Origin of the sequence: Streptomyces sp. NPDC002490 (genome assembly GCF_040296045.1) — a bacterium.
In the GTDB taxonomy this organism is placed as follows: Bacteria; Actinomycetota; Actinomycetes; order Streptomycetales; family Streptomycetaceae; genus Streptomyces.
This window is the reverse complement of sequence record NZ_JBEOWM010000008.1, coordinates 161620-180717: the sequence shown is the minus strand read 5'-3', so window position 1 is coordinate 180717 and position 19098 is coordinate 161620. Positions and strand designations below refer to the sequence as shown.

Below are 19098 nucleotides of genomic sequence, written 5' to 3'. Positions count from 1 at the left end.
GTGGGGGTGGGGGTGGTGGTGGGGGGGGTGGTGTGGGTGTGTTTTTTGTTGGTGTTTTTCTTGACGTTCTTGGTGTGGGTGTGGGGGGGCTCCCCCCCCCCCCCCCCCACGGGCGGGGGTGGTGCCGGGGTGTCGGCCGGGCGGGGACCGGACACTTGTTCTCCGGGTGGGCCGCGGTCGTCTCACCCGGTGCGGCGCGTCGTTGACGCGGTCACTGCATGACGGCGACGGCGAGGGCGCGCCGGGCGCGCATCGAGGCGCGTTCGGCGCGGCGTTGCATGCGCCGGGCCGCGACGATCCGGGCGGCCGGGCGGGCCTCCTCGGCTTCGCGGAGCCGCTCGCGCATATGCGCGCGGGCGAGCGCTTCTGGGATGAGTTGCATGGCTCGGTTCCTGTTCTGGCGGGCGTCGACGCCGATGACGGAGAGGTCCGTGGTGGGGCCTGTGGGTTCGTGGGTGGATGTCATCGGGGCCTGATTCCTGGGGTCGTGCGTGAGGGGATGGTCGATCGTGCCGAGGGTTTTCATACCGTGACCGGGTTCTTGCGCGGGCGGCCGCGGGGCCGCTTGCGGGCGACGACGACGCCCTGTACGAACAGTTCTCCGCCCCAGACGCCCCACGGCTCGCGCCGCTCCTTGGCGCCGGCGAGGCAGGCTTCCACGAGCGGGCAGGTGCGGCACAGCGACTTGGCGTACTCAACGTCGGCCGGCGACTCGGCGAAGAAGACCTCGGGGTCGTAGGAGCGGCAGGGCACGGGTGCGCCGAGGTTTTCGATGGCGTCGTCGAGCGCGGTGAGCGCGGTCAGGGGCGTCACGGTGGAGTCCTTCGTGGGGCCGGTCTGGGTGTGCGTGTCCGAGGGCGGAGTTGACGGGACGTGCGCTTCGAGATGCACGGTGGTGTCTTCCTCGTGTGGTTCGGTCCGGCCGGTGGGCCGGTGGCTGTCTCTTCAGCGGTGGCTGAGGAGGCTGGTACCGGGTGTTCTGTTGTCCCGTGGCGCCTTGGTTCTGTTTCCTGCTGGGGAAAGCAGAAGGGCCGCGGTTCCCGGGTGGGGTTCCGCGGCCCTGAAGGCGCCTGCCTGATGGTGGTCAGGCTGGATGACTCCAGGGGTTGAGCCCACGGAAGGCCCACATCGTGTGGTGCTGCTTGGTCGGCCGCTCGCTGGCGCCGGCATCGGTGGTGGTAAAGCCATAGGCCAGTGCCTTGGCTGCCGTTGCTGGTGCCTGGGCCTGCCGGCGGGAGCGCTCGCGGATGACGAGGCCGTCGGTGACCTGGGCGAGTTCGGGACGCAGGGCGGCGCCGGGCAGACCGGTGCCCGGGTTCGAGGAACCGAGCGGGCTGCTGGAGGCGACGGCCGAGCGACCGCACATCGCGGCAGCGTCGACGAACGCGTTGGTGTTCCGGTTCTTGATGCTGATCACTGGACTCGCCTCCTCTCGGCGTCTAGGGGGACCGGGTCGAGCCTGGTCCGACGGATATGAAGTACACCACGGATTCGGGGCTTCGGAGAAGCCGTCGTTTCCGTGCTTAAGAACCTATGGTGCGTGCCGGGGCATGCGCAAACTATTTTTCCGACGAGTTTGCCTCAGAGGTCAGGGTGCCCTGGTTGCCCCTCCTCACCTGCGCAGATGGCCAGTACGTCGGCTCCGTAACCGCGTACCTTGCGCATCCCGACCCCCGGGATGCGGGCGAGGGTTCCCTCATCCTGGGGGACCGTCTCGGCGATGGCGACGAGTGTCTTGTCGGTGAACACACAGAACTCCGGTTGACCGGTTTCCTCGGCGCGGGCGGCGCGCCAGTCGTGCAGACGGTCGTAGAGGCCCTCGTCCATGGTGGAGGGGCAGTCGTCGCAGCGCATCAGCTTCATCTCCCCCGCGTCGGTGAGGGTCCGGCGGCAGACCCGGCATCGGGCGGGGGTGCGGGCTCGGCGCCGGGTGGCGGGGGCGGGGGTCGGGGTGGGGGTGTCGCCCGGTTCGATGCCGCCGGGTCCGGGGGTGGCGGGGCGGGCGCCGGCCCCGCGGGAGCCGGGGCGCAGGCCGTCGAGGAAGTGGCTGGCGCCGCGGCCGGGGCGGCCGCCGGGCGAGCGGGCGAGCGACCAGGAGACGTGGAGGTGGGAGCGGGCGCGGGTGACGCCGACGTAGAGGAGGCGGCGTTCCTCCTCGACCTGTTCGGGGGTGCGCGCGTGGGTGATGGGGATCATGCCCTCGACGACGCCGACGAGGCAGACGGCGTCCCATTCGAGTCCCTTGGCGGCGTGCAGGGAGGCGAGGGTGACGCCGTCGACGGTGGGGGCGTGTTGGGCGGCGGCGCGTTCGTCGAGTTCGGTGACGAGGTCGGTGAGGGTGGCGGTGGGGCGGGTGCGGGCCAGGTCCCCGGCGAGGCGGACGAGGGCGGCGAGGGATTCCCAGCGTTCGCGGGTGGCTCCGGAGCCTGCGGGCGGTTGGGGTGTCCAGCCGCGGCCGGAGAGGACGTGGCGCACTTGGGAGGGCAGGTCGTCGGTGTCGTCGAGGGCGACGTCGTTGGCGCCGAAGCGGGCGGCCCCGCGGAGTGCGGCGCCCGCTTCGCGGACCTCGGGTCGCTCGAAGAAGCGTTCGGCGCCGCGTAGCTGGTAGGGGATGCCGGCGTCGGCCAGGGCTTGTTCGTAGGTCGCGGACTGGCTGTTGGTGCGGAAGAGGACGGCGATCTCGCTGGCGGGGACCCGGGCGGCGAGGAGGTCGCGGATGCGGCGGGCGGTTCCCTCGGCTTCGGCGGGTTCGTCGGCGTACTCGGCGTAGCGGGGTTCGGGGCCGCCGGGGCGTTGGGAGACGAGTTCGAGGCGGTGGTCGGCGGCTCGGCCGCTGGCGCGGGCGAGCAGTCCGTTGGCGAGGTGGACGACCTGGGGGGTGGAGCGGTAGTCGCGGACGAGTTTGACGACGGTGGCCCCCGGGTGGCGGGTGCGGAAGTCGAGGAGGTGGTCGGGGGTGGCGCCGGTGAAGGAGTAGATGGTCTGGCTTGCGTCGCCGACGACGCAGAGGCTGTCGCGGTCGCCGAGCCAGAGGTCGAGGAGGCGTTGCTGGAGGGGGCTGACGTCCTGGTACTCGTCGACGACGAAGTGTTGGTACTGCCGTCTGATCTGGTCGGCGATGTCGTGGTGGTCCTGGAGGACGCCGACGGTGAGCAGGAGCACGTCCTCGAAGTCGATGACGGAGCGTTGGCGCTTGAGGTCTTCGTAGGCGCGGTAGGTCTGGCTGATCTCGGCGGTGTCGCGGGGGCTCTCCCGGCCGGCGGTCCGGGCGGCGGCGGGGTAGTCGGCGGGCACGGTCTGGGTGACCTTGGACCATTCGATCTCGCTGGTGAGGTCGCGCAGCTCGCTGCGGTCGAGTCGGATGCCGCAGGTGGCGGCGGCTTCGGCGACGAGTGGTGCCTTGCGGTCGACGATGCGGGGCAGACCACCGCCGACGATCTTGGGCCAGAAGTACTGGAGCTGGCGGAGGGCGGCGGAGTGGAAGGTGCGGGCCTGGACGCCTTGGACGCCGAGGTGGCGCAGTCGGCCGCGCATCTCCCCGGCGGCGCGGTTGGTGAAGGTGACGGCGAGGACGCTGGTGGGGTGGAGGACTCCGGCGTGGACGCCGTAGGCGATGCGGTGGGTGATGGCCCTGGTCTTGCCGGTGCCGGCGCCGGCCAGTACGCACACCGGGCCCCGTAGGGAGGTGGCGACGGCGCGCTGTTCGGGGTCGAGTCCGTCCAGCACGGCGTCCGCTCCCCGTGGTGGTGCCGGGAACTGGCTGGCGCCGGTGTCCCACGGGAGGAGGGTGGGGTGCGTTGCTGAGGTCACCCCGCCATGCTGCCAGGTCCGCGGGGAGGAGGGGAAAGTTATCCACAGGTGACGGTGTGCGGTCATATGGGATGACTGTTCCCGGGGGCGGGGGGTGCCGCCGGGCGGGGAGTCCCCCGCCTCTCTCCGGTCGGTGCCGTCGTCCTCGCCCCGCGCCTCGGCCGACCGGCGGGGTCGCCCGTGGGGCGCCCGGCCGGTCCCCGCTGGACGGTGGGCGCGCCGGTCCGGTCGCGTGGGAATGGTGGGGCGTCCGCGTGCGTTCTCCCGGTGCGGGAGGGCGGTGGATGCTCCTCCCCGGGCAGCAGAGGAGCAGGAGAACATGCCGGGCACCGTGACGATGTACAGCACCACGTGGTGCGGTTACTGCCAGCGGCTGAAGAGCCAGTTGGGCCGCGAGGGCATTGCTTACCGCGAGATCAACATCGAGCACGACCCGGATTCGGCGACGTTCGTGGAGTCGGTCAACGGCGGCAACCAGACCGTGCCCACGGTGGTGGCGGTGTCCGCGGACGGCACCGAGACCGTGCTGACCAACCCGAGCCTCGCGCAGGTCAAGCAGGCCCTCGCCTCCTGAGCCCGGGTGACGTGGTGGGGCGCCCGCCCCCAGGTGCCTGAGCCCGGGCGCCCCACCACGTCAGAGGGCGACGCCCTGCCGGGGCAACGGCTTGCCGTACCAGAGCTCGATCAGCCGGGACGCGATGGAGATCCCGTACGGCGGCAGCACCGTGCCGGAGTCGAACGCCGCCTCCAGCTCCTGCCGCGAGAACCAGCGGGCCTCGGAGATCTCGTCGCCGTCCACGTTGATCTCCGTGGTGGTGGCGCGGGCGATGAAGCCGAGCATCAGGCTGGAGGGGAACGGCCACGGCTGGCTGGCGACGTAGCCGACCTCGCCGACCGTGAGGCCGACCTCCTCGCCCACCTCGCGCCGCACCGACTGCTCGACGGACTCGCCGGGCTCCACGAATCCGGCGAGGGTGGAGAAGCGCCCCTCCGGCCAGTGGACCTGGCGGCCGAGCAGCACCCGGTCCGCCTCGTCGGTCACCAGCATGATCACCGCCGGATCGGTGCGCGGGTAGTGCTCCGCACCGCAGGCGGGACAGCGGCGGATGTGGCCCGCGGCGGCGATGACGGTGCGCTCGCCGCAGCGGGAGCAGAAGCGGTGCATGCGCTGCCAGTTCTCCAGGGCGACCGCGTGCACCATCAGGCCCGCGTCCCGGGGCGAGAGGAGTTGTCCGGCCTCCCGCAGGCTCGCCGCGCGGGCCGACTGGTCCAGCCGGCCCGGCAGGGCGTCCTTCTGGAGCGCGAAGTACCGCACGCCGTCCTCGTCGGTGCCCAGGAAGTAGCGGTGCGCCTCGGTGAGGGGGGCCTCGAAGGTGGGGGTCATCACCAGTTCGGTGCGTCCGTCCGCCCCCTCGTCGACGAGGACCTTCCCCCCGGAGACCACGAAGACCCGGGTCGTGGGGTGGCTCCAGGCGGCGGCCAGCCACGCCTCGTCGAGGCGCTGGTGGGCCGCGCGGTCGATGCCGCTGGGCACGGCCAGCGGCAACGGGCGATCGGCGTAGCGGTCGGTCCAGGTGGTCACAGGTGCTTCCATCTCCCCCGGGGGATGCGGTCGGGTCGGCGGGTTCGGCGGGGCGTGCGGTGGGCGGATGCGGCCCCGCGGCCCGCGGGGCGTCAGGGGACGTCGCGCCAGTTCTCGGCGAGGTCCTCCCACAGGTGGGCGGCGGCCTCCACGCCCTTGAACAGCAGGTCCAGCTCCACCTTCTCGTCGGGCGCGTGCCAGCCGTCGGACGGGATCGAGATGCCGAGGAAGAGCACCGGCGCGCCCAGCACGTCCTGGAGGTCCGCGGCCGGCCCGGAGCCGCCCTCGCGGGTGTAGCGGATCTCGCGGTCGAAGGCGCGGGCCATGGCCCGGGTGACGGACTCCAGGGCCGGGTGGTCGAGCGGGGTGAGGCAGGGGCGGGTGGCCGCGCCGAAGACGACGGCGTGCCGGATGCCGGCGGGGAGCCGGTCGGCGATCCATTCCCGGACGGCCTTCTCGACGCGGTCCGGGTCCTGGCCGGCGACGAGGCGGAACGACAGCTTCAGCATCGCCCGGGCGGGGATGATCGTCTTGCCTCCGGGGCCCTGGTAACCGCCGCCGATGCCGTTGACCTCGGCGGTGGGGCGGGCCCACACCCGTTCCAGGGTGGTGTACCCGCGCTCCCCCCGGGTGGCGTGGGACTTGGCGGTGCGCAGCCAGGCCGCCTCGTCGAAGGGGAGTTCGGCGAAGAGTTCCCGTTCCCGGTCGGTGAGGTCGACGACGCCGTCGTAGAAGCCGGGCACGCTCACCCGGCCGTGCTCGTCGTGGAGGGCGGCGACGAGGCGGGCGGCGGCGTCCGCGGGGTTGGGCACGGCGCCGCCGAAGGACCCGGAGTGGATGTCCTGGTCGGGTCCGAGGAGTTCGATCTCGCAGTCGGCGAGGCCGCGCATGCCGGTGCACACGGTGGGGGTGTCGGCGGACCACATGCCGGTGTCGGAGACGATCACGGCGTCGGCGGCGAGCCGGTCGGCGTGGGCTTCGACCAGGGCCCTGAAGTGCGGGGAGCCGGACTCCTCCTCGCCCTCGACCAGCAGCTTCAGATGGACGGCGGGCGCGCTGCGGCCGGTGGCCGCGAGGTGGGCGCGCACCCCGAGGGTGTGGAAGAGGACCTGTCCCTTGTCGTCGGCGGCGCCCCGCGCGTACAGCCGGCCGTCGCGGACGACGGGCTCGAAGGGGTCGGTGTGCCAGCCGTCCTCGCGGGCCGCGGGCTGGACGTCGTGGTGCCCGTAGACGAGGACGGTGGGGGCGCCCGGGTCGGCGGCGGGCCAGTGCGCGAAGACGGCGGGGGCGCCGGGGGTGTCCCAGACCTCCACGGTCGGGAAGCCGGTGTCCCGCAGGGTCGCGGCGAGCCAGTCGGCGCTGCGGCGCACGTCCGGGGCGTGCTCGGGCTGTGCCGACACGGACGGGATGCGCAGCCAGTCGCCGAGGGCGGCGAGGAAGGCGTCGCGGTGCTGGTCGACGTAGGTGCGCACGGCGTTCACGGGGCGCGCGGCACTGACGGCGCCGTCGGCGCTGACGGCACTGTCAACGGGCTTGCTCATGGCCTTGAGCCTAGCCGGCCGCCGGGGCGGGTCCGGTCCGCGGTGGCCCGGGCGGGGGCGGGGTGTGGGCCGGGTCACGGTCGGGGGCCTCGTCGGGGGCGGCGAGGAGGCGTTCCAACTCGGCGCGGGCCGGGAGGTGCGCGGGGCGCACGGCCTCGCCGGTGCGCACGTACAGGAACGTCGCGATCACCGATTCCGGGGGGATGCCGTGCCGCTCGGCCCAGGCGAGCCGGTAGACGGCGAGTTGCAGCGGGTCGGCGTCCCGGCCGTGGCCGGTCTTCCAGTCGACGATCTCGTAGGTGGTGTCGGGGCCGTCCTGGTGCCGGTAGACGGCGTCGATGCGGCCCCGCACGACGCGGCCGGCCAGTTCCAGTTGGAAGGGGGCCTCGACCCGGTACGGGGTGCGACGGGCGTAGGGGGTGCGTTCGAAGGCGGCCTTCAGGGTCTCCAGGTCGCGTTCGTCGGCGATCTGGGCCTCGCCGCCGGGGAGGTCGTCGGGGTCGAGCAGGGGCAGGCGGAGTTCCTCGAAGCGGGACTCGACCCAGGCGTGGAAACGGGTGCCCTGGCGGGCGGCGGGCTGCGGGGGGCGCGGCATGGGGCGGGCGAGCTCCCGGGCGAACCCGTCGGGGTCGGCGGCGAGGTGGACGAGTTGGGTGGCGGTGAGGGAGGCGGGCAGGGGGACGTCGGTGACGCGGTCGCGGGCGCGCAGCAGTTCCCCGGTGAGGGAGTTCAGGTCGCGGTCCCAGGAGGCGAGGGTGCGGGCCTCCTCGGGGGTGAGCGGCTCGTCGGCGGTGTGGTGCGCGGGTGCCGCCCGCCGGGGGGTGCGCGCCGGGGGGACGCCGGGGGGGCGCTCGTGGCTGGGGTCGGCCGGGTCGCCGTGTTCCCCGGCGGGGTCGTGCGCGTCGGCCCGGGGGGCTCCGGTCGGGGGGCGGTGGGGCGTGGTGGCCCGGGCGAGGTGCTCGCGGACGGTGCGGGCGGCGGCGCGGCGGCGGGCCTGGGCCTCCGGGTCCAGCGGGAGGGGCCAGGCGTGGTCGGTGGTGGCGGTGGTGAGGGCGGGGTTCTCGTCCTCGGGTCCGGGGCGGTCGGCCCACGCCTCGATCTCGCCGTGGCCCGCGGCGCAGTGGTCGTACAGGGCGCGCAGGAAGTCGGAGGGGCCGCGGGTGCGCTTCTGGGTGGGGCCCCACCAGTGGCCGGAGCCCAGCAGCAGGCGGCGGGGGCGGGTGAAGGTGACGTAGCCGAGGCGGAGTTCCTCGGTGTGCTGGTGGTCCTTCATGTCCTCGTGGAACGCCTTGAGGCCGCGGGCGGTCCAGTCGGTGACCTCGGGCAGGGTGTCGGCGTCGCCGCGCAGGGCGTGCGGGAGGACCTTGCCCTGGGCGGTCCACTTGTCGCGGCCCTGGGCACTGGGGAAGGTGCCGGTGACGAGTCCGGGGACGGCGACGACGTCCCATTCGAGGCCCTTGGACTTGTGGGCGGTGAGGACCTTGACGGTGTCCTCGCCGCCGGGCAGGGCGTTGTCGAGGCCCTTCTCGTACTGGGCGGCGGTGCGCAGGAAGCCGAGGAAGGCGAGGAGGGTGGCGTCCTTGTCGTGGGCGGCGAAGGCGGCGGCGGTGTCGAGGAAGTTGGCGAGGGTCTCGCGGCGGCGGGCGGCCAGGGCGTGCGGGGAGGCGGAGAGTTCGACTTCCAGTCCGGTGGTGGCGAGGACCCGGTGCAGCACGTCCATGAGGGGGTCGGCGAGGGAGCGTCGCAGGTCGCGCAGTTCGGTGGCGAGGCGGGCGAAGCGGACGCGGGCGGCGGCGGAGAAGGGCAGCCCGTCGTCGGGGGTGCCGGCGGGCTGTTCGAGGAAGGTGTCGAGGGCGTCGGCGAGGGAGATGATCTCGGCGGGGTCGACGCCTTCGACGGCCTCGGCGAGGCGCCGGTCGAGGTCCGGGCCGGTGTCGTCCGGGCCGGTGCGGCGCACCAGGAGTCGGGCGCGGCGTCCGAGGAGGGCGAGGTCGCGGGGGCCGATGCGCCAGCGGGGGCCGGTGAGCAGGCGGACCAGGGAGGCGTTGGCGCCGGGGTCCTGGAGGACTTCGCAGACGGCGACGAGGTCGGCGACCTCGGGCAGGTGGAGCAGTCCGGACAGGCCGACGACCTCGACGGGGACCTCGCGGGCGACGAGGGCGCCCTGGATGTCGGCGAAGTCGGCTGCGGTGCGGCACAGCACGGCGATCTCGCCGGGCGGGGTGCCGGTGCGCACCAGGTGGGCGAGGGTGTCGGCGATCCAGGCGATCTCGTCGGCGTGGGTGGGCAGCAGGGCGCAGCGGACGGTGCCGTCGCGTTCGGCGCCGGGGGCGGGGCGGAGGGCTTCGACGCCGGCGTGGCGGGCACGCAGGGGGGTGGCGAGGTCGTTGGCGAGGGCGAGCAGGCGTCCGCCGCTGCGCCGGTTCTCGCTGAGGGAGTGGCGGGTGGCGGGGCGGCCGTCGGCGTGGGCGAAGTGCTGGGGGAAGTCGTCGAGGTTGGCGACGGACGCCCCGCGCCAGCCGTAGATGGCCTGGCAGGGGTCGCCGACGGCGGTCACGGGGTGTCCGGTGCCGCCGCCGAAGAGGTGGGAGAGCAGGATGCGCTGGGCGACGGAGGTGTCCTGGTACTCGTCGAGGAGGACGACGCGGAACTCGTCGCGCAGGATGCCGCCCACTTCGGGGCGGGTGCGGGCGAGGGTCGCGGAGAGGGCGATCTGGTCGCCGAAGTCGAGGAGGTCCCGGCTGCGTTTGGCGGTGCGGTAGCGCAGGACGAGTGCGGCGAGGTCGCGGCGGGCGGCGGCGGCTTCGGGGACCTTGCGCAGGTCGGCGTTGGTGAGCGGGGTTCCGTCGAGGGCGTGCAGCAGGGCGGCGTCGTGGGCGCGGAGCGCTTCGGGGGTGACCAGGTGTTCGGCGAGGTCGGCGTCGAGGGCGAGCAGGTCGCTGACGAGGTCGGGGAAGGAGCGGCCGAGTGCCGGGTAGGGGCCGGGGGCTTCGCGCAGGACGCGGGCGGCGAGTTGGAATCGGGTGGCGTCGGCGAGGAGCCGGGTGCTGGGTTCCAGGCCGATGCGCAGGCCGTGGTCGGTGAGGAGGCGGCCGGCGAAGGAGTGGTAGGTGGAGATGACGGGTTCGCCGGGCGGGTGGTCGGTGGGGGGGTGGGTGTCGGGGTCGGTGACGCCGGCGGCGACGAGGGCCTTGCGGACGCGTTCGGCGAGTTCGCCGGCCGCCTTGTTGGTGAAGGTCAGGCCGAGGACCTGTTCGGGGGCGACCTGTCCGGTGCCGACGAGCCACACCACCCGGGCGGCCATGACGGTGGTCTTGCCCGAGCCTGCTCCGGCCACGATGACCTGCGGGGCGGGCGGCGCGATGATGCAGGCCGTCTGCTCCGGGGTGAACGGGATGCCGAGCAGTCGCTTGAGCTGCTCGGGGTCGGTGATGCGTGCGGGCACACGCATCAGGCTAACCGCGGGCGCTGACGTCCCGGACCGTCCCGGGGTCCGCGGGGCGCGGTCACTCCACGACGTGCCGTCCTTCGGGCCGGGCGCTGCACGAGGCGCGGAAGGCGCAGTGGCCGCAGTGCTGGCCGGTGGTCGGGGAGAACCGTTCGTCGAGGACCTTGCCGGCGGCGGTGGCCAGGAGGTCGCCGATCCACTGGCCGGAGGGCGGTTCCTGGGTCTGGACCTTGGGTGTTCCGTCGCCGCCGGCGCGGGTGGCGGCGCCCTGCCGCAGGTGGACGAGTTCCGCGCCGCCCGGGGCGGGGCGGGCCCCGTCGAAGACGTCGTCGACGGCGCCTTCGGCCACGGCGAGCTGGTAGACGGCGAGCTGGGGGTGGCGGGCGACGTCGGCGGCGGAGGGGGCGTGTTTGCCGGTCTTGAAGTCGACGACGTAGGCGCGGCCCCGGTCGTCGCGTTCGACGCGGTCCATGGAGCCGCGGACGCGGACGCTGAAGGGGCCCGCGTCGAGGACCACGTCGAAGTCGTGTTCGCTGGCGACGGCGGTGCGCCCGCCGCGGTCGGTGACGTGCCAGTGGAGGAAGCGTTCGAGGGCGGCACGGGCGTGTTCCCGCTCCTGGTCGGACTTCCAGGGCGCGTCGAAGGCGAGGGCGTCCCACACGGAGTCGAGGCGTTCCATGAGGACGTCGAGGTCGGCGGGGGTGCGGCCGGAGGCGACCTCGTCGGCGAGGACGTGGACGACGTTGCCGAAGCCCTGGGCGGCGGTGGCGGGGGCGTCGGCCTTGACCTCGCGGCCCAGGAACCACTGGAGGGCGCAGGTGTGGGCGAGTTGGTCGAGGGCGCTGCCGGAGAGGGCGACCGGACGGTCCCGGTCCCGTAGCGGCACCGCGTTGTCGGTGGGGTCGTCCATGCCCCACCAGCGGTCCGGGTGGGCGGTGGGCACCAGGGGGCGGCCCTCGCCGTCGTCGAGGGCGGCGAGGGCGGCGAGGCGGCGGGCGGCGGCCTGCCGCAGGGCCGGGGAGGCGTGCGGGTCGACGGTGGTGGCCCGCAGTTCGGCGACGAGCGGGGCGACGGCGAGGGGGCGGCGGGGGCGGCCGGTGACGTCGCGGGGTTCGACGCCGAGTTCGGTGAGGAAGCGGGAGGGCTGGTCGCCGTCGTCGGCGGGTGCCTTGACGGCGGTGACGACGAGGCGTTCGCGGGCCCGGGTGGCGGCCACGTAGAACAGGCGGCGTTCCTCGGCGAGGAGCGCGCCGGCGGGCAGGGGTTCGGCGAGGCCGTCGCGGCCGATGCGGTCGGCTTCCAGGAGGGAGCCGCGGCGGCGCAGGTCGGGCCAGAGCCCCTCCTGCACCCCGGTGACGACGACGAGCCGCCATTCCAGGCCCTTGGCGCGGTGGGCGGTCATCAGGCGCACCGCGTCGGGGCGCACCGCGCGCCGGGTGAGGGTGTCGGCGGCGATGTCGGCGGCTTCGGTCTCGGCGAGGAAGTTGAGGGCGCCGCGGCCGCCGGTGCGTCGTTCGGCGCGGGCGGCGGTCGCGAAGAGGGCGCAGAGGGCGTCGAGGTCGCGGTCGGCGTTGCGCCCGGCGGCGCCGCCGCGGCGGGCGGCGCGTTCCAGGCGTGCGGGCCAGCCGGTGCCCTGCCACAGGTCCCAGAGGGCTTCCTCGGCGGTGCCGCCGGCGGCGAGGCGTTCACGGGCGGTGCGCAGGAGCGCGCCGAGTTGCTGTGCTCCGCGGGCGTACGCCGGGTCGTGGGCGACGAGCCGTTCGGGGGCGGCGAGCGCCCGGGTGAGCAGGACGTCGGAGGGTTCGGGCAGGGCGTTGCCGGCGGCCCGTTCCTCGTCGCGCAGGGCGCGGCCCAGGCGGCGCAGGTCGGCGGCGTCCATGCCGGCGAGGGGGGAGGCGAGGAGGGTGAGCGCGGTCTCGGTGTCGAGCCAGCAGGGGGCGGGGTCCTGGTCGGCGGCGGGGTCCCCCAGGGCGGCCTCGGCGACCGCCTTGAGGGCGGTCAGCAGGGGGGCGACGGCGGGTTCGTGGCGCAGCGGCAGGTCGTCGCCGTCGATGTCGAGGGGCACGCCGGCGGCGGTGAGGGCGCGCCGCAGGCCGGGGATGCCGCGTCCGCCGGCCCGTACCAGGACGGCCATGTCCCGCCAGGGCACGCCGTCCTCCAGGTGGGCGCGGCGCAGGATGTCGGCGACGTTGTCGAGTTCGGTGCCGGGGGTGGGGTAGGTGTACGCCTCGACGCGGCCGCCGTCGCGGACCGCGGTGAGCTCCCGGTGGGCGCGCACCCGGTCGGCGGGCAGTCGGGGCAGCGGCATGCGTCGGGTGAGCAGCCGGGTGGCGGCGAGCAGGGCGGTGCCGGAGCGCCGGGAGGTGGTGAGCACCTGCACGCGGGCGGGGGTGCCGTCCGGGTGGCGGAAGGCGGTGGGGAAGTCGAGGATGCCGTTGACGTCGGCGCCCCGGAAGGCGTAGATCGACTGGTCGGGGTCGCCGAAGGCGACGAGGGTGCGTCCGCCGCCGGCGAGCGCGTCGAGCAGGCGGACCTGGGCGGGGTCGGTGTCCTGGTACTCGTCGACGTAGACGGCGTCGTACTGGGCGGCGAGGGCGGCGGCGACCTCGGGGCGCCGGGCGAGGAGGACCGCGCGGTGGACGAGTTCGGTGTAGTCGAGGACGCCCTGGAGGTCGAGGACGTCCAGGTAGTCGGCGAGGAACGCGGCGGCGGCGCGCCAGTCGGGGCGGCCGGTGCGGGCGGCGAAGTCGCCGAGGGCGGCGGGGGCCAGGCCGAGTTCCCGGGTGCGGGCGATGACGGCGCGCACCTCGTCGGCGAAGCCCCGGGTGGTGAGGCAGGCGCGCAGCTCCTCGGGCCAGCGCACGTGGCGCAGTCCGGCCCGTTCGAGGTCGATCTGTCCGGCGAGGAGTTCGCGGACGGCGACGTCCTGTTCGGGGCCGGACAGCAGCCGCAGGGGTTCCACGAACAGGTCGGCGTCCTGGTGGGCGCGGACCAGGGCGTAGCAGAAGGAGTGGAAGGTGGTGGCTTGCGGGGCGCGGGCGGCGCCGATGCGCAGGGCCATGCGGTCGCGCAGTTCGACGGCGGCCTTGCGGCTGAAGGTGAGCACCAGGATGCGTGCGGGGTCGTCGCCGCGGGCCGTGCGGGCGGCGACCGCTTCGACGAGGGTGGTGGTCTTGCCGGTGCCGGGGCCGGCGAGGACGAGCAGCGGGCCCGTCCCGTGATCAACCACGGCGCGCTGGGCTGCGTCCAGACGAGGGGGCGCGGTCCGGGCGGGTGCGGTGTGCACCAGCCGGTAGGTTCCGTTGCCCGTGCGCCGTGCGCGGGGTTGTGGCGGCCGTCTGGTGGAAGAGGGAGAGCTCACGTGGTTCGCCGGTCCTGGTGGTCGTGCTGATGGGGGTGCGGCCGGGGGCGTTCGGCCCGGCCGGGGCCCGGGGCGGAGGCGCCGTCACCGGTGCGCGGCCCTCACGTCGGGTGCGCGGGCGCATCGGTGGGGCGCCCGTCCCAGCGGGCGCGCCGCATGTCGATCCGGGGGTGTCCGGTGGCGGAGCCGCCGGGGGTGCGCAGCGGGGTCCCTTCGGCGCGGTAGTGGCCGAGGGCGTCCCGTTCGTGGCCGGGCAGCGGCACGCCGTCCGCGCGGACCACGCGCCACCAGGGCACGGCGTCGCCGTAGCGGGCCATGACCCGGCCGACCTGGCGCGGGCCGCCCTCGTCGAGCCACTCGGCGACGTCGCCGTAGGTCATCACCCGGCCGGGCGGGATCAGGTCGGCGACGTCCAGGACCCGGTCCGCGTACGGGGGGTGCGTGCCGTCGGCCGCGTCCCCGCCGTCCGGGGGGACCTCGGGGGGTTCGGCGGGTGCGTCCGCCGGGCGGCTCTCCTCGTTCATCCGCCCTATCCTGCCCCACACCACCGACAGTGCGGCGGGCGCGCGGGCGTCCGGGCGCACGGCCCACGGACGGCGGGTGAGGAGGCCCGCGTGCCCCCCGATCGCACCCTGATGCCCCGTTCCGACGTGCGGGCATGCCAGGATCGAGGGGGCGGTGACTGGTGATACGAGAACAAGAAGGCGCGGCGGAACGTCCGGATGTGCACCCCGAGGGGTCGGGCACCTCCGGCGGGTCGGCGCGCCCCGACACCGGAGAGCGGCCCCTGAAGGCGCACGAGGATTCCGACGAGAACCCGCCCGGGGGCGAGGGCGGGGCCGGTGACGCGGCCGGGGCGCCCGAGGGCGCGGAGCCCGGGTCCGCCGACCGCGACGACACGGCGGAGGGGGCCGACGCGGACGCGTTGGCCCGGGCCGCCGGCACCTACGCGGACGAGGTGGAGGGCGACGAGCCGTTGCTCCCCGCCCGGGTGCATCGTCCGTCCGATCTGATGCGGCTGCTCGTCGGGGTCCTCGCCATCGCGGTGGTGCTGGCGATCGCCACGTTCGCGCACGGCACCACCGCGGGACTCGAACAGGACATCAGCAAGGGCACCGACGAGGCGCCCGACCTGCTGATCAAGTTCGCCGGCTTGGCGTCCAGCATCGCGGTCCTGCTGGTGCCGGTCGCCTTCGCCGTCGAGCGGCTGGTCAAACGGGACGGGCTGCGGATCGCCGACGGGGTGCTGGCCGCGGTGCTCGCGCACGGGGTGACCCTCGCCACGGACCTGTGGGTCGCCGAGGCGGCGCCGCGGACCATCCAGGACGCGCTGACCCGGCCGTCGCCCGCCGACCTCACCGCGCTCACCGATCCGGTGCACGGCTACCTGGCCCCGGTCATCGCCTACATGACGGCGGTCGGGATGTCCCGCCGGCCCCGGTGGCGGGTGGTGCTGTGGGTGGTGCTGCTGCTCGACGCGTTCGCCATGCTCGTCACCGGCTACACCACCCCGTTCTCGATCATCCTGACGGTCCTCATCGGCTGGACCGTCGCCTACGGGACGCTGTACACGGTCGGCTCGCCCAATGTCCGTCCCACCGGGCAGACGCTGCTGGCGGGGCTGCGCCGGGTCGGCTTCCGTCCGGTGAGCGCGGCCCGCGAGGAGGTGGGCGCGGACGGCGAGGGCTCCGACAGCGGGGACCGCGGCAGACGGTACTTCGTCACCCTGGAGGAGGGCCGGCCGCTCGACGTCACCGTGGTGGACCGGGAGCAGCAGGCGCACGGGTTCTTCTACCGGGTGTGGCGGCGGATGACCTTGCGGGGCATCACCACGCGGCGCAGCCTCCAGTCGCTGCGCCAGGCCCTGGAGCAGGAGGCCCTGCTGGCGTACGCGGCGATCGCCGCGGGGGCCAACGCGCCGAAGCTGATCGCCACCTCGGAGTTGGGTCCGGACGCGGTGATGCTGGTGTACGAGCACACCGGTGGGCGGACCCTGGACTCGCTGCCCGACGCGGACATCACCGACGCCCTGCTGCACGACACCTGGCGTCAGGTGCGGGCGCTCCAGTCGCGTCGGATCGCGCACCGCAGGCTGGCGGGTGACGCGATCCTGGTGGATCGTTCCGGCACGGTGATCCTGTCCGACCTGCGGGGCGGTGAGATCGCGGCGGGCGATCTGGTGCTGCGGATGGACGTCGCGCAGCTGCTGACGACCCTGGGGCTGCGGGTGGGCGCCGAGCGGTCGGTGGCCTCGGCGGTCGCCGTGCTGGGGCCGGACCTGGTGGCGGACTGCCTGCCGCTGCTCCAGCCCATCGCCCTGACCCGCCGCACCCGCGGCACGCTGCGCAAGCTCGCCAGGGAACGCTCCCAGCGGGAGCGCGAGGCCGTCCTCGAAGCCTCCCGCAGGGCGAAGCAGGAACGGGTGGAGGCCGCCGCCGCGGCCGCCGGGGGCCCGACCGGGGAGGTCTCCGGCACGGAACCGGGCGGGGGTGCGCCGGGACGGGACGGGAAGCCCGCCCGACCCGCCGACCGGCTGGCGCAGAAGAAGTCGCTGCGGGCGGAGAAGCAGGCCGAGAAGCGGGCCCTGGACGACGCCCTGGAGGAGGCCCGCGAGGAGGACCTGCTCACCCAGATCCGCCACCAGGTGCTGCGCATCCGCCCGCAGGCGCCGGTGGAGCCGGCGCGTCTGGAGCGCATCAGAGCGCGCACCCTGATCAGCATCCTGGCCGGTGCGGTCGGCGCCTACTTCCTGCTGTCGCAGCTCACTCAGACCGACTTCGGGACGATCGTCGAAGCGCACTGGGGGTGGGTCGCGGCGGCCGTGCTCTTCTCGGCGTTGAGCTACTTCGCCGCGGCCATGAGCCTGCTCGGCTTCGTCCCGGAGCGGGTGCCGTTCCTGCGCACCGTCGCCGCCCAGGTCGCCGGGTCGTTCGTGAAGCTGGTGGCACCGGCCGCGGTCGGCGGGGTGGCGCTCAACACCCGTTTCCTCCAGCGCTCGGGGGTGCGACCGGGGCTCGCGGTCGCCAGTGTGGGCGCCTCGCAGCTGTTCGGGCTCGGTGCGCACATCCTGCTGCTGCTGGCCTTCGGCTATCTGACGGGCACCGAGAAGACGCCCTCGCTGTCGCCCTCGCGGACGGTGATCGCCGGGCTGTTGACGGTCGCCGTCCTGGTGCTGGTGGTGACCTCGATCCCGTTCCTGCGGAAGTTCGTGCTCACCCGGCTGCGGTCGCTGTTCGCGGGGGTGGTGCCGCGCATGCTGGACGTTCTCCAGCGCCCGCAGAAGCTGGTCACCGGCATCGGCGGGATGCTGTTGCTCACCGCGTGCTTCGTGATGTGCCTGGACGCCTCGATCCGGGCCTTCGGCGGCGACACCGCCTCGCTGAGCCTGGCCAGCGTGGCGGTGGTGTTCCTGGCCGGCAACGCCCTGGGGTCCGCGGCACCGACCCCGGGCGGTGTGGGGGCGGTGGAGGCGACGCTGACGTTCGGCCTGATCGCGGTGGGGCTGGCCCCGGAGGTGGCCGCCCCCGCGGTGCTGCTGTACCGGTTGTTGACGTTGTGGCTGCCGGTGCTGCCGGGCTGGTTGTTCTTCAACCATCTGACCCGCAAGGGCGCGCTCTGACCCGTCTCCCGTCCGCATCGGCACCGCACCCGCCGGCGCACGGGGACGACCGCTCCGGCGGGTGCCCACGGTCGGGCGCCCGGGCAGCGGAGCGCGCGCCCGCGCCCGACGGGTTGTCGGGCGCGGGTCACTCGCTCGGCTCCCGCCCCGCGCGCCCCGTGGGCCGCGCGCCCAGGATGGGAGCATGCCCAAGCCCCTCCCCCGGCGGGCGGTCGCGCTGGCCGCGTGCGTCGTGCTGTTCTCCGCGACGGCCACGGCCTGCGGCGACGAGGACCCCCCGGACGACCCCGCGGCGCAGCAGCTCCGGTGGGCCGACTGCCCCAAGCCCTCCGCGGCCGAAGGCGGCGGTCCGGCACCGTCCCCGCTGCCGGACGGGGAGCTGTGGCAGTGCGCCGCCCTCAAGGCCCCGCTCGACTGGGACGACCCCGGCGGCGACACCGTCGACCTCGCCCTGATCCGGGCCCGGACGAGCGGCCCGCCGAGCGAACGCATCGGATCGTTGATCTTCAACTTCGGCGGGCCCGGCGGCTCCGGGGTGACCGCCCTGCCCGCTTTCGAAGGCGAGTACGAGACCCTGCGCACCCGCTACGACCTGGTCAGCTTCGACCCGCGCGGGGTCGGCCGGAGCGCCGGGGTGACCTGCGAGGACGACGAGCAGCTCGACCGGTACTTCCAGCAGGACGCCACCCCCGACGATCCGACCGAACAGCGGGAGCTGGTGGCGCGCACCCGCACCTTCAACACCGCCTGCGAGGACCGGTCCGGCAGGGTGCTGCCGCACGTGGGCACCCCGGACGCGGCCCGCGACCTGGACCTGATGCGCCGGGTGCTCGGCGACGACGCACTCCACTACTTCGGCATCTCCTACGGCACGGAACTGGGCGGGGTGTACGCGCACCTGTTCCCGAAGGAGGTGGGCCGGGCGGTGTTCGACGCGGTGGTCGACCCGACGCAGGACCCCGAGCAGGGCGCGCTCGGCCAGACCCGGGGCTTCCAGCGGGCCCTCGACAACTTCGCCGAGCACTGCACCTCCCAGGTCGAGGAGTGCCCCGTCGGCGACAGCGCACAGGACGTGCAGGACCGCATCGCCCGACTGCTGCGGGACCTGGAGGAGAAGCCCCTGCCGGCGCTGTTCCCCCGTGAGCTCACCCAGACCGCCGCCACCGGCGGAATCGCCCAGGCCCTGTACTCGCAGGACTTCTGGGAGTACCTGACGGAAGGGCTGCAACAGGCGTACGACGGGGACGGCAAGCTCCTGCTGGCGCTCTCCGACGCGATGAACGGGCGCAACGAGGACGGCCGTTACAGCAACATCCAGGCCGCCAACGTGGCGATCAACTGCGCCGACGACAAGCCCCGGTACGCCCCGGCGGACGTCGAGGCCAGGTTGCCGGCGTTCCGCGCCGCCTCCCCGGTGTTCGGGGACTACCTCGCCTGGTCCATGGTCAGTTGCACCGACTGGGCCGTCCCGGGCGCGGCGGACCACCCCGAGGTGAGTGCGCCCGGGGCGGCGCCGATCCTGGTCGTCGGCAACACCGGCGACCCGGCCACCCCGTACGAGGGAACCCGCAGGATGGTGGAGGCCCTCGGCCCGGGCGTCGGCGTCGAACTCACCTACCGGGGGCAGGGACACGGGGCGTACGACAGCGGGGACCCCTGTGTCCGCGAGGCGGTGGACGGCTACCTGCTGAACGGGACTGTTCCCCCGAAGGGCACGGTCTGCCCGTGAGCCACCGC

The 19098-nt window shown here is 74.5% G+C and carries 12 protein-coding genes; 3 read left to right on the top strand and 9 right to left on the bottom strand.

Going from position 1 to position 19098, the window contains the following annotated elements; genetic code table 11:
* Positions 1–211 precede the first annotated feature (211 nt).
* From ABT092_RS07850 to ABT092_RS07835, 4 genes are all read right to left on the bottom strand, one after another.
* Positions 212–526: a putative WhiB-interacting protein gene (locus tag ABT092_RS07850; RefSeq protein ID WP_351240963.1), complete on the bottom strand. Its 315-nt coding sequence runs from the start codon at positions 524–526 to the stop codon at positions 212–214.
* Entirely contained in the window at positions 523–891 is a 369-nt protein-coding gene (locus tag ABT092_RS07845) for a WhiB family transcriptional regulator (RefSeq protein ID WP_351240961.1), read from the bottom strand. The genes ABT092_RS07850 and ABT092_RS07845 overlap by 4 nt, the downstream gene beginning before the upstream one ends.
* 193 nt (positions 892–1084) lie before the next feature.
* Positions 1085–1417 carry a hypothetical protein gene (locus tag ABT092_RS07840; RefSeq protein ID WP_351240959.1) on the bottom strand — a complete coding sequence of 111 codons (333 nt, stop codon included), beginning with the start codon at positions 1415–1417 and terminating at the stop codon, positions 1085–1087.
* A gap of 164 nt (positions 1418–1581) precedes the next feature.
* Positions 1582–3810, bottom strand: coding sequence for an ATP-dependent DNA helicase UvrD2 (locus tag ABT092_RS07835; RefSeq protein ID WP_502968401.1), 2229 nt, complete (start codon positions 3808–3810; stop codon positions 1582–1584).
* A gap of 319 nt (positions 3811–4129) precedes the next feature.
* Here ABT092_RS07835 and ABT092_RS07830 point away from each other — a divergent pair, with 319 nt between their 5' ends.
* Positions 4130–4384, top strand: coding sequence for a mycoredoxin (locus ABT092_RS07830; RefSeq protein WP_351240955.1), 255 nt, complete (start codon positions 4130–4132; stop codon positions 4382–4384).
* 60 nt (positions 4385–4444) lie between these two features.
* Here ABT092_RS07830 and nudC read toward each other — a convergent pair whose 3' ends face one another.
* The 5 genes from nudC to ABT092_RS07805 all read right to left on the bottom strand — a co-directional run bounded on the left by nudC (position 4445) and on the right by ABT092_RS07805 (position 14266).
* Positions 4445–5404 carry an NAD(+) diphosphatase gene (nudC, locus tag ABT092_RS07825; protein ID WP_351240953.1) on the bottom strand — a complete coding sequence of 320 codons (960 nt, stop codon included), beginning with the start codon at positions 5402–5404 and terminating at the stop codon, positions 4445–4447.
* Between the two features lie 80 nt (positions 5405–5484).
* Entirely contained in the window at positions 5485–6933 is a 1449-nt protein-coding gene (locus tag ABT092_RS07820) for a dipeptidase (protein ID WP_351240951.1), read from the bottom strand.
* A 10-nt stretch (positions 6934–6943) separates the two neighbouring features.
* On the bottom strand, positions 6944–10378 hold the full coding sequence (locus ABT092_RS07815) for an ATP-dependent helicase (protein ID WP_351240949.1): 3435 nt from the start codon (positions 10376–10378) through the stop codon (positions 6944–6946).
* A 61-nt stretch (positions 10379–10439) separates the two neighbouring features.
* Positions 10440–13742, bottom strand: a complete 3303-nt coding sequence (locus ABT092_RS07810) for an ATP-dependent helicase (protein WP_351240947.1) — start codon at positions 13740–13742, stop codon at positions 10440–10442.
* Between the two features lie 101 nt (positions 13743–13843).
* Entirely contained in the window at positions 13844–14266 is a 423-nt protein-coding gene (locus tag ABT092_RS07805) for an MGMT family protein (RefSeq protein ID WP_351240945.1), read from the bottom strand.
* 161 nt (positions 14267–14427) lie between these two features.
* Between ABT092_RS07805 and ABT092_RS07800 the strand changes: the two genes are divergently transcribed.
* Both ABT092_RS07800 and ABT092_RS07795 read left to right on the top strand, forming a co-directional pair.
* On the top strand, positions 14428–17361 hold the full coding sequence (locus ABT092_RS07800) for a lysylphosphatidylglycerol synthase domain-containing protein (RefSeq protein WP_351240943.1): 2934 nt from the start codon (positions 14428–14430) through the stop codon (positions 17359–17361).
* Between the two features lie 184 nt (positions 17362–17545).
* A complete protein-coding gene (locus tag ABT092_RS07795; RefSeq protein ID WP_351240941.1) occupies positions 17546–19090 on the top strand; it encodes an alpha/beta hydrolase in 1545 nt (514 codons plus the stop codon).
* Positions 19091–19098: the final 8 nt, after the last annotated feature.

Excerpts from the sequence above, each read along its gene's own strand:
- ABT092_RS07850 (WP_351240963.1), bottom strand. The coding sequence starts at position 526 with ATGAAAACCCTCGGCACGATCGACCATCCCCTCACGCACGACCCCAGG.
- ABT092_RS07830 (WP_351240955.1), top strand. The coding sequence starts at position 4,130 with ATGCCGGGCACCGTGACGATGTACAGCACCACGTGGTGCGGTTACTGC.
- nudC (WP_351240953.1), bottom strand. The coding sequence starts at position 5,404 with ATGGAAGCACCTGTGACCACCTGGACCGACCGCTACGCCGATCGCCCG.
- ABT092_RS07820 (WP_351240951.1), bottom strand. The coding sequence starts at position 6,933 with ATGAGCAAGCCCGTTGACAGTGCCGTCAGCGCCGACGGCGCCGTCAGT.
- ABT092_RS07805 (WP_351240945.1), bottom strand. The coding sequence starts at position 14,266 with ATGAACGAGGAGAGCCGCCCGGCGGACGCACCCGCCGAACCCCCCGAG.
- ABT092_RS07795 (WP_351240941.1), top strand. The coding sequence starts at position 17,546 with ATGCCCAAGCCCCTCCCCCGGCGGGCGGTCGCGCTGGCCGCGTGCGTC.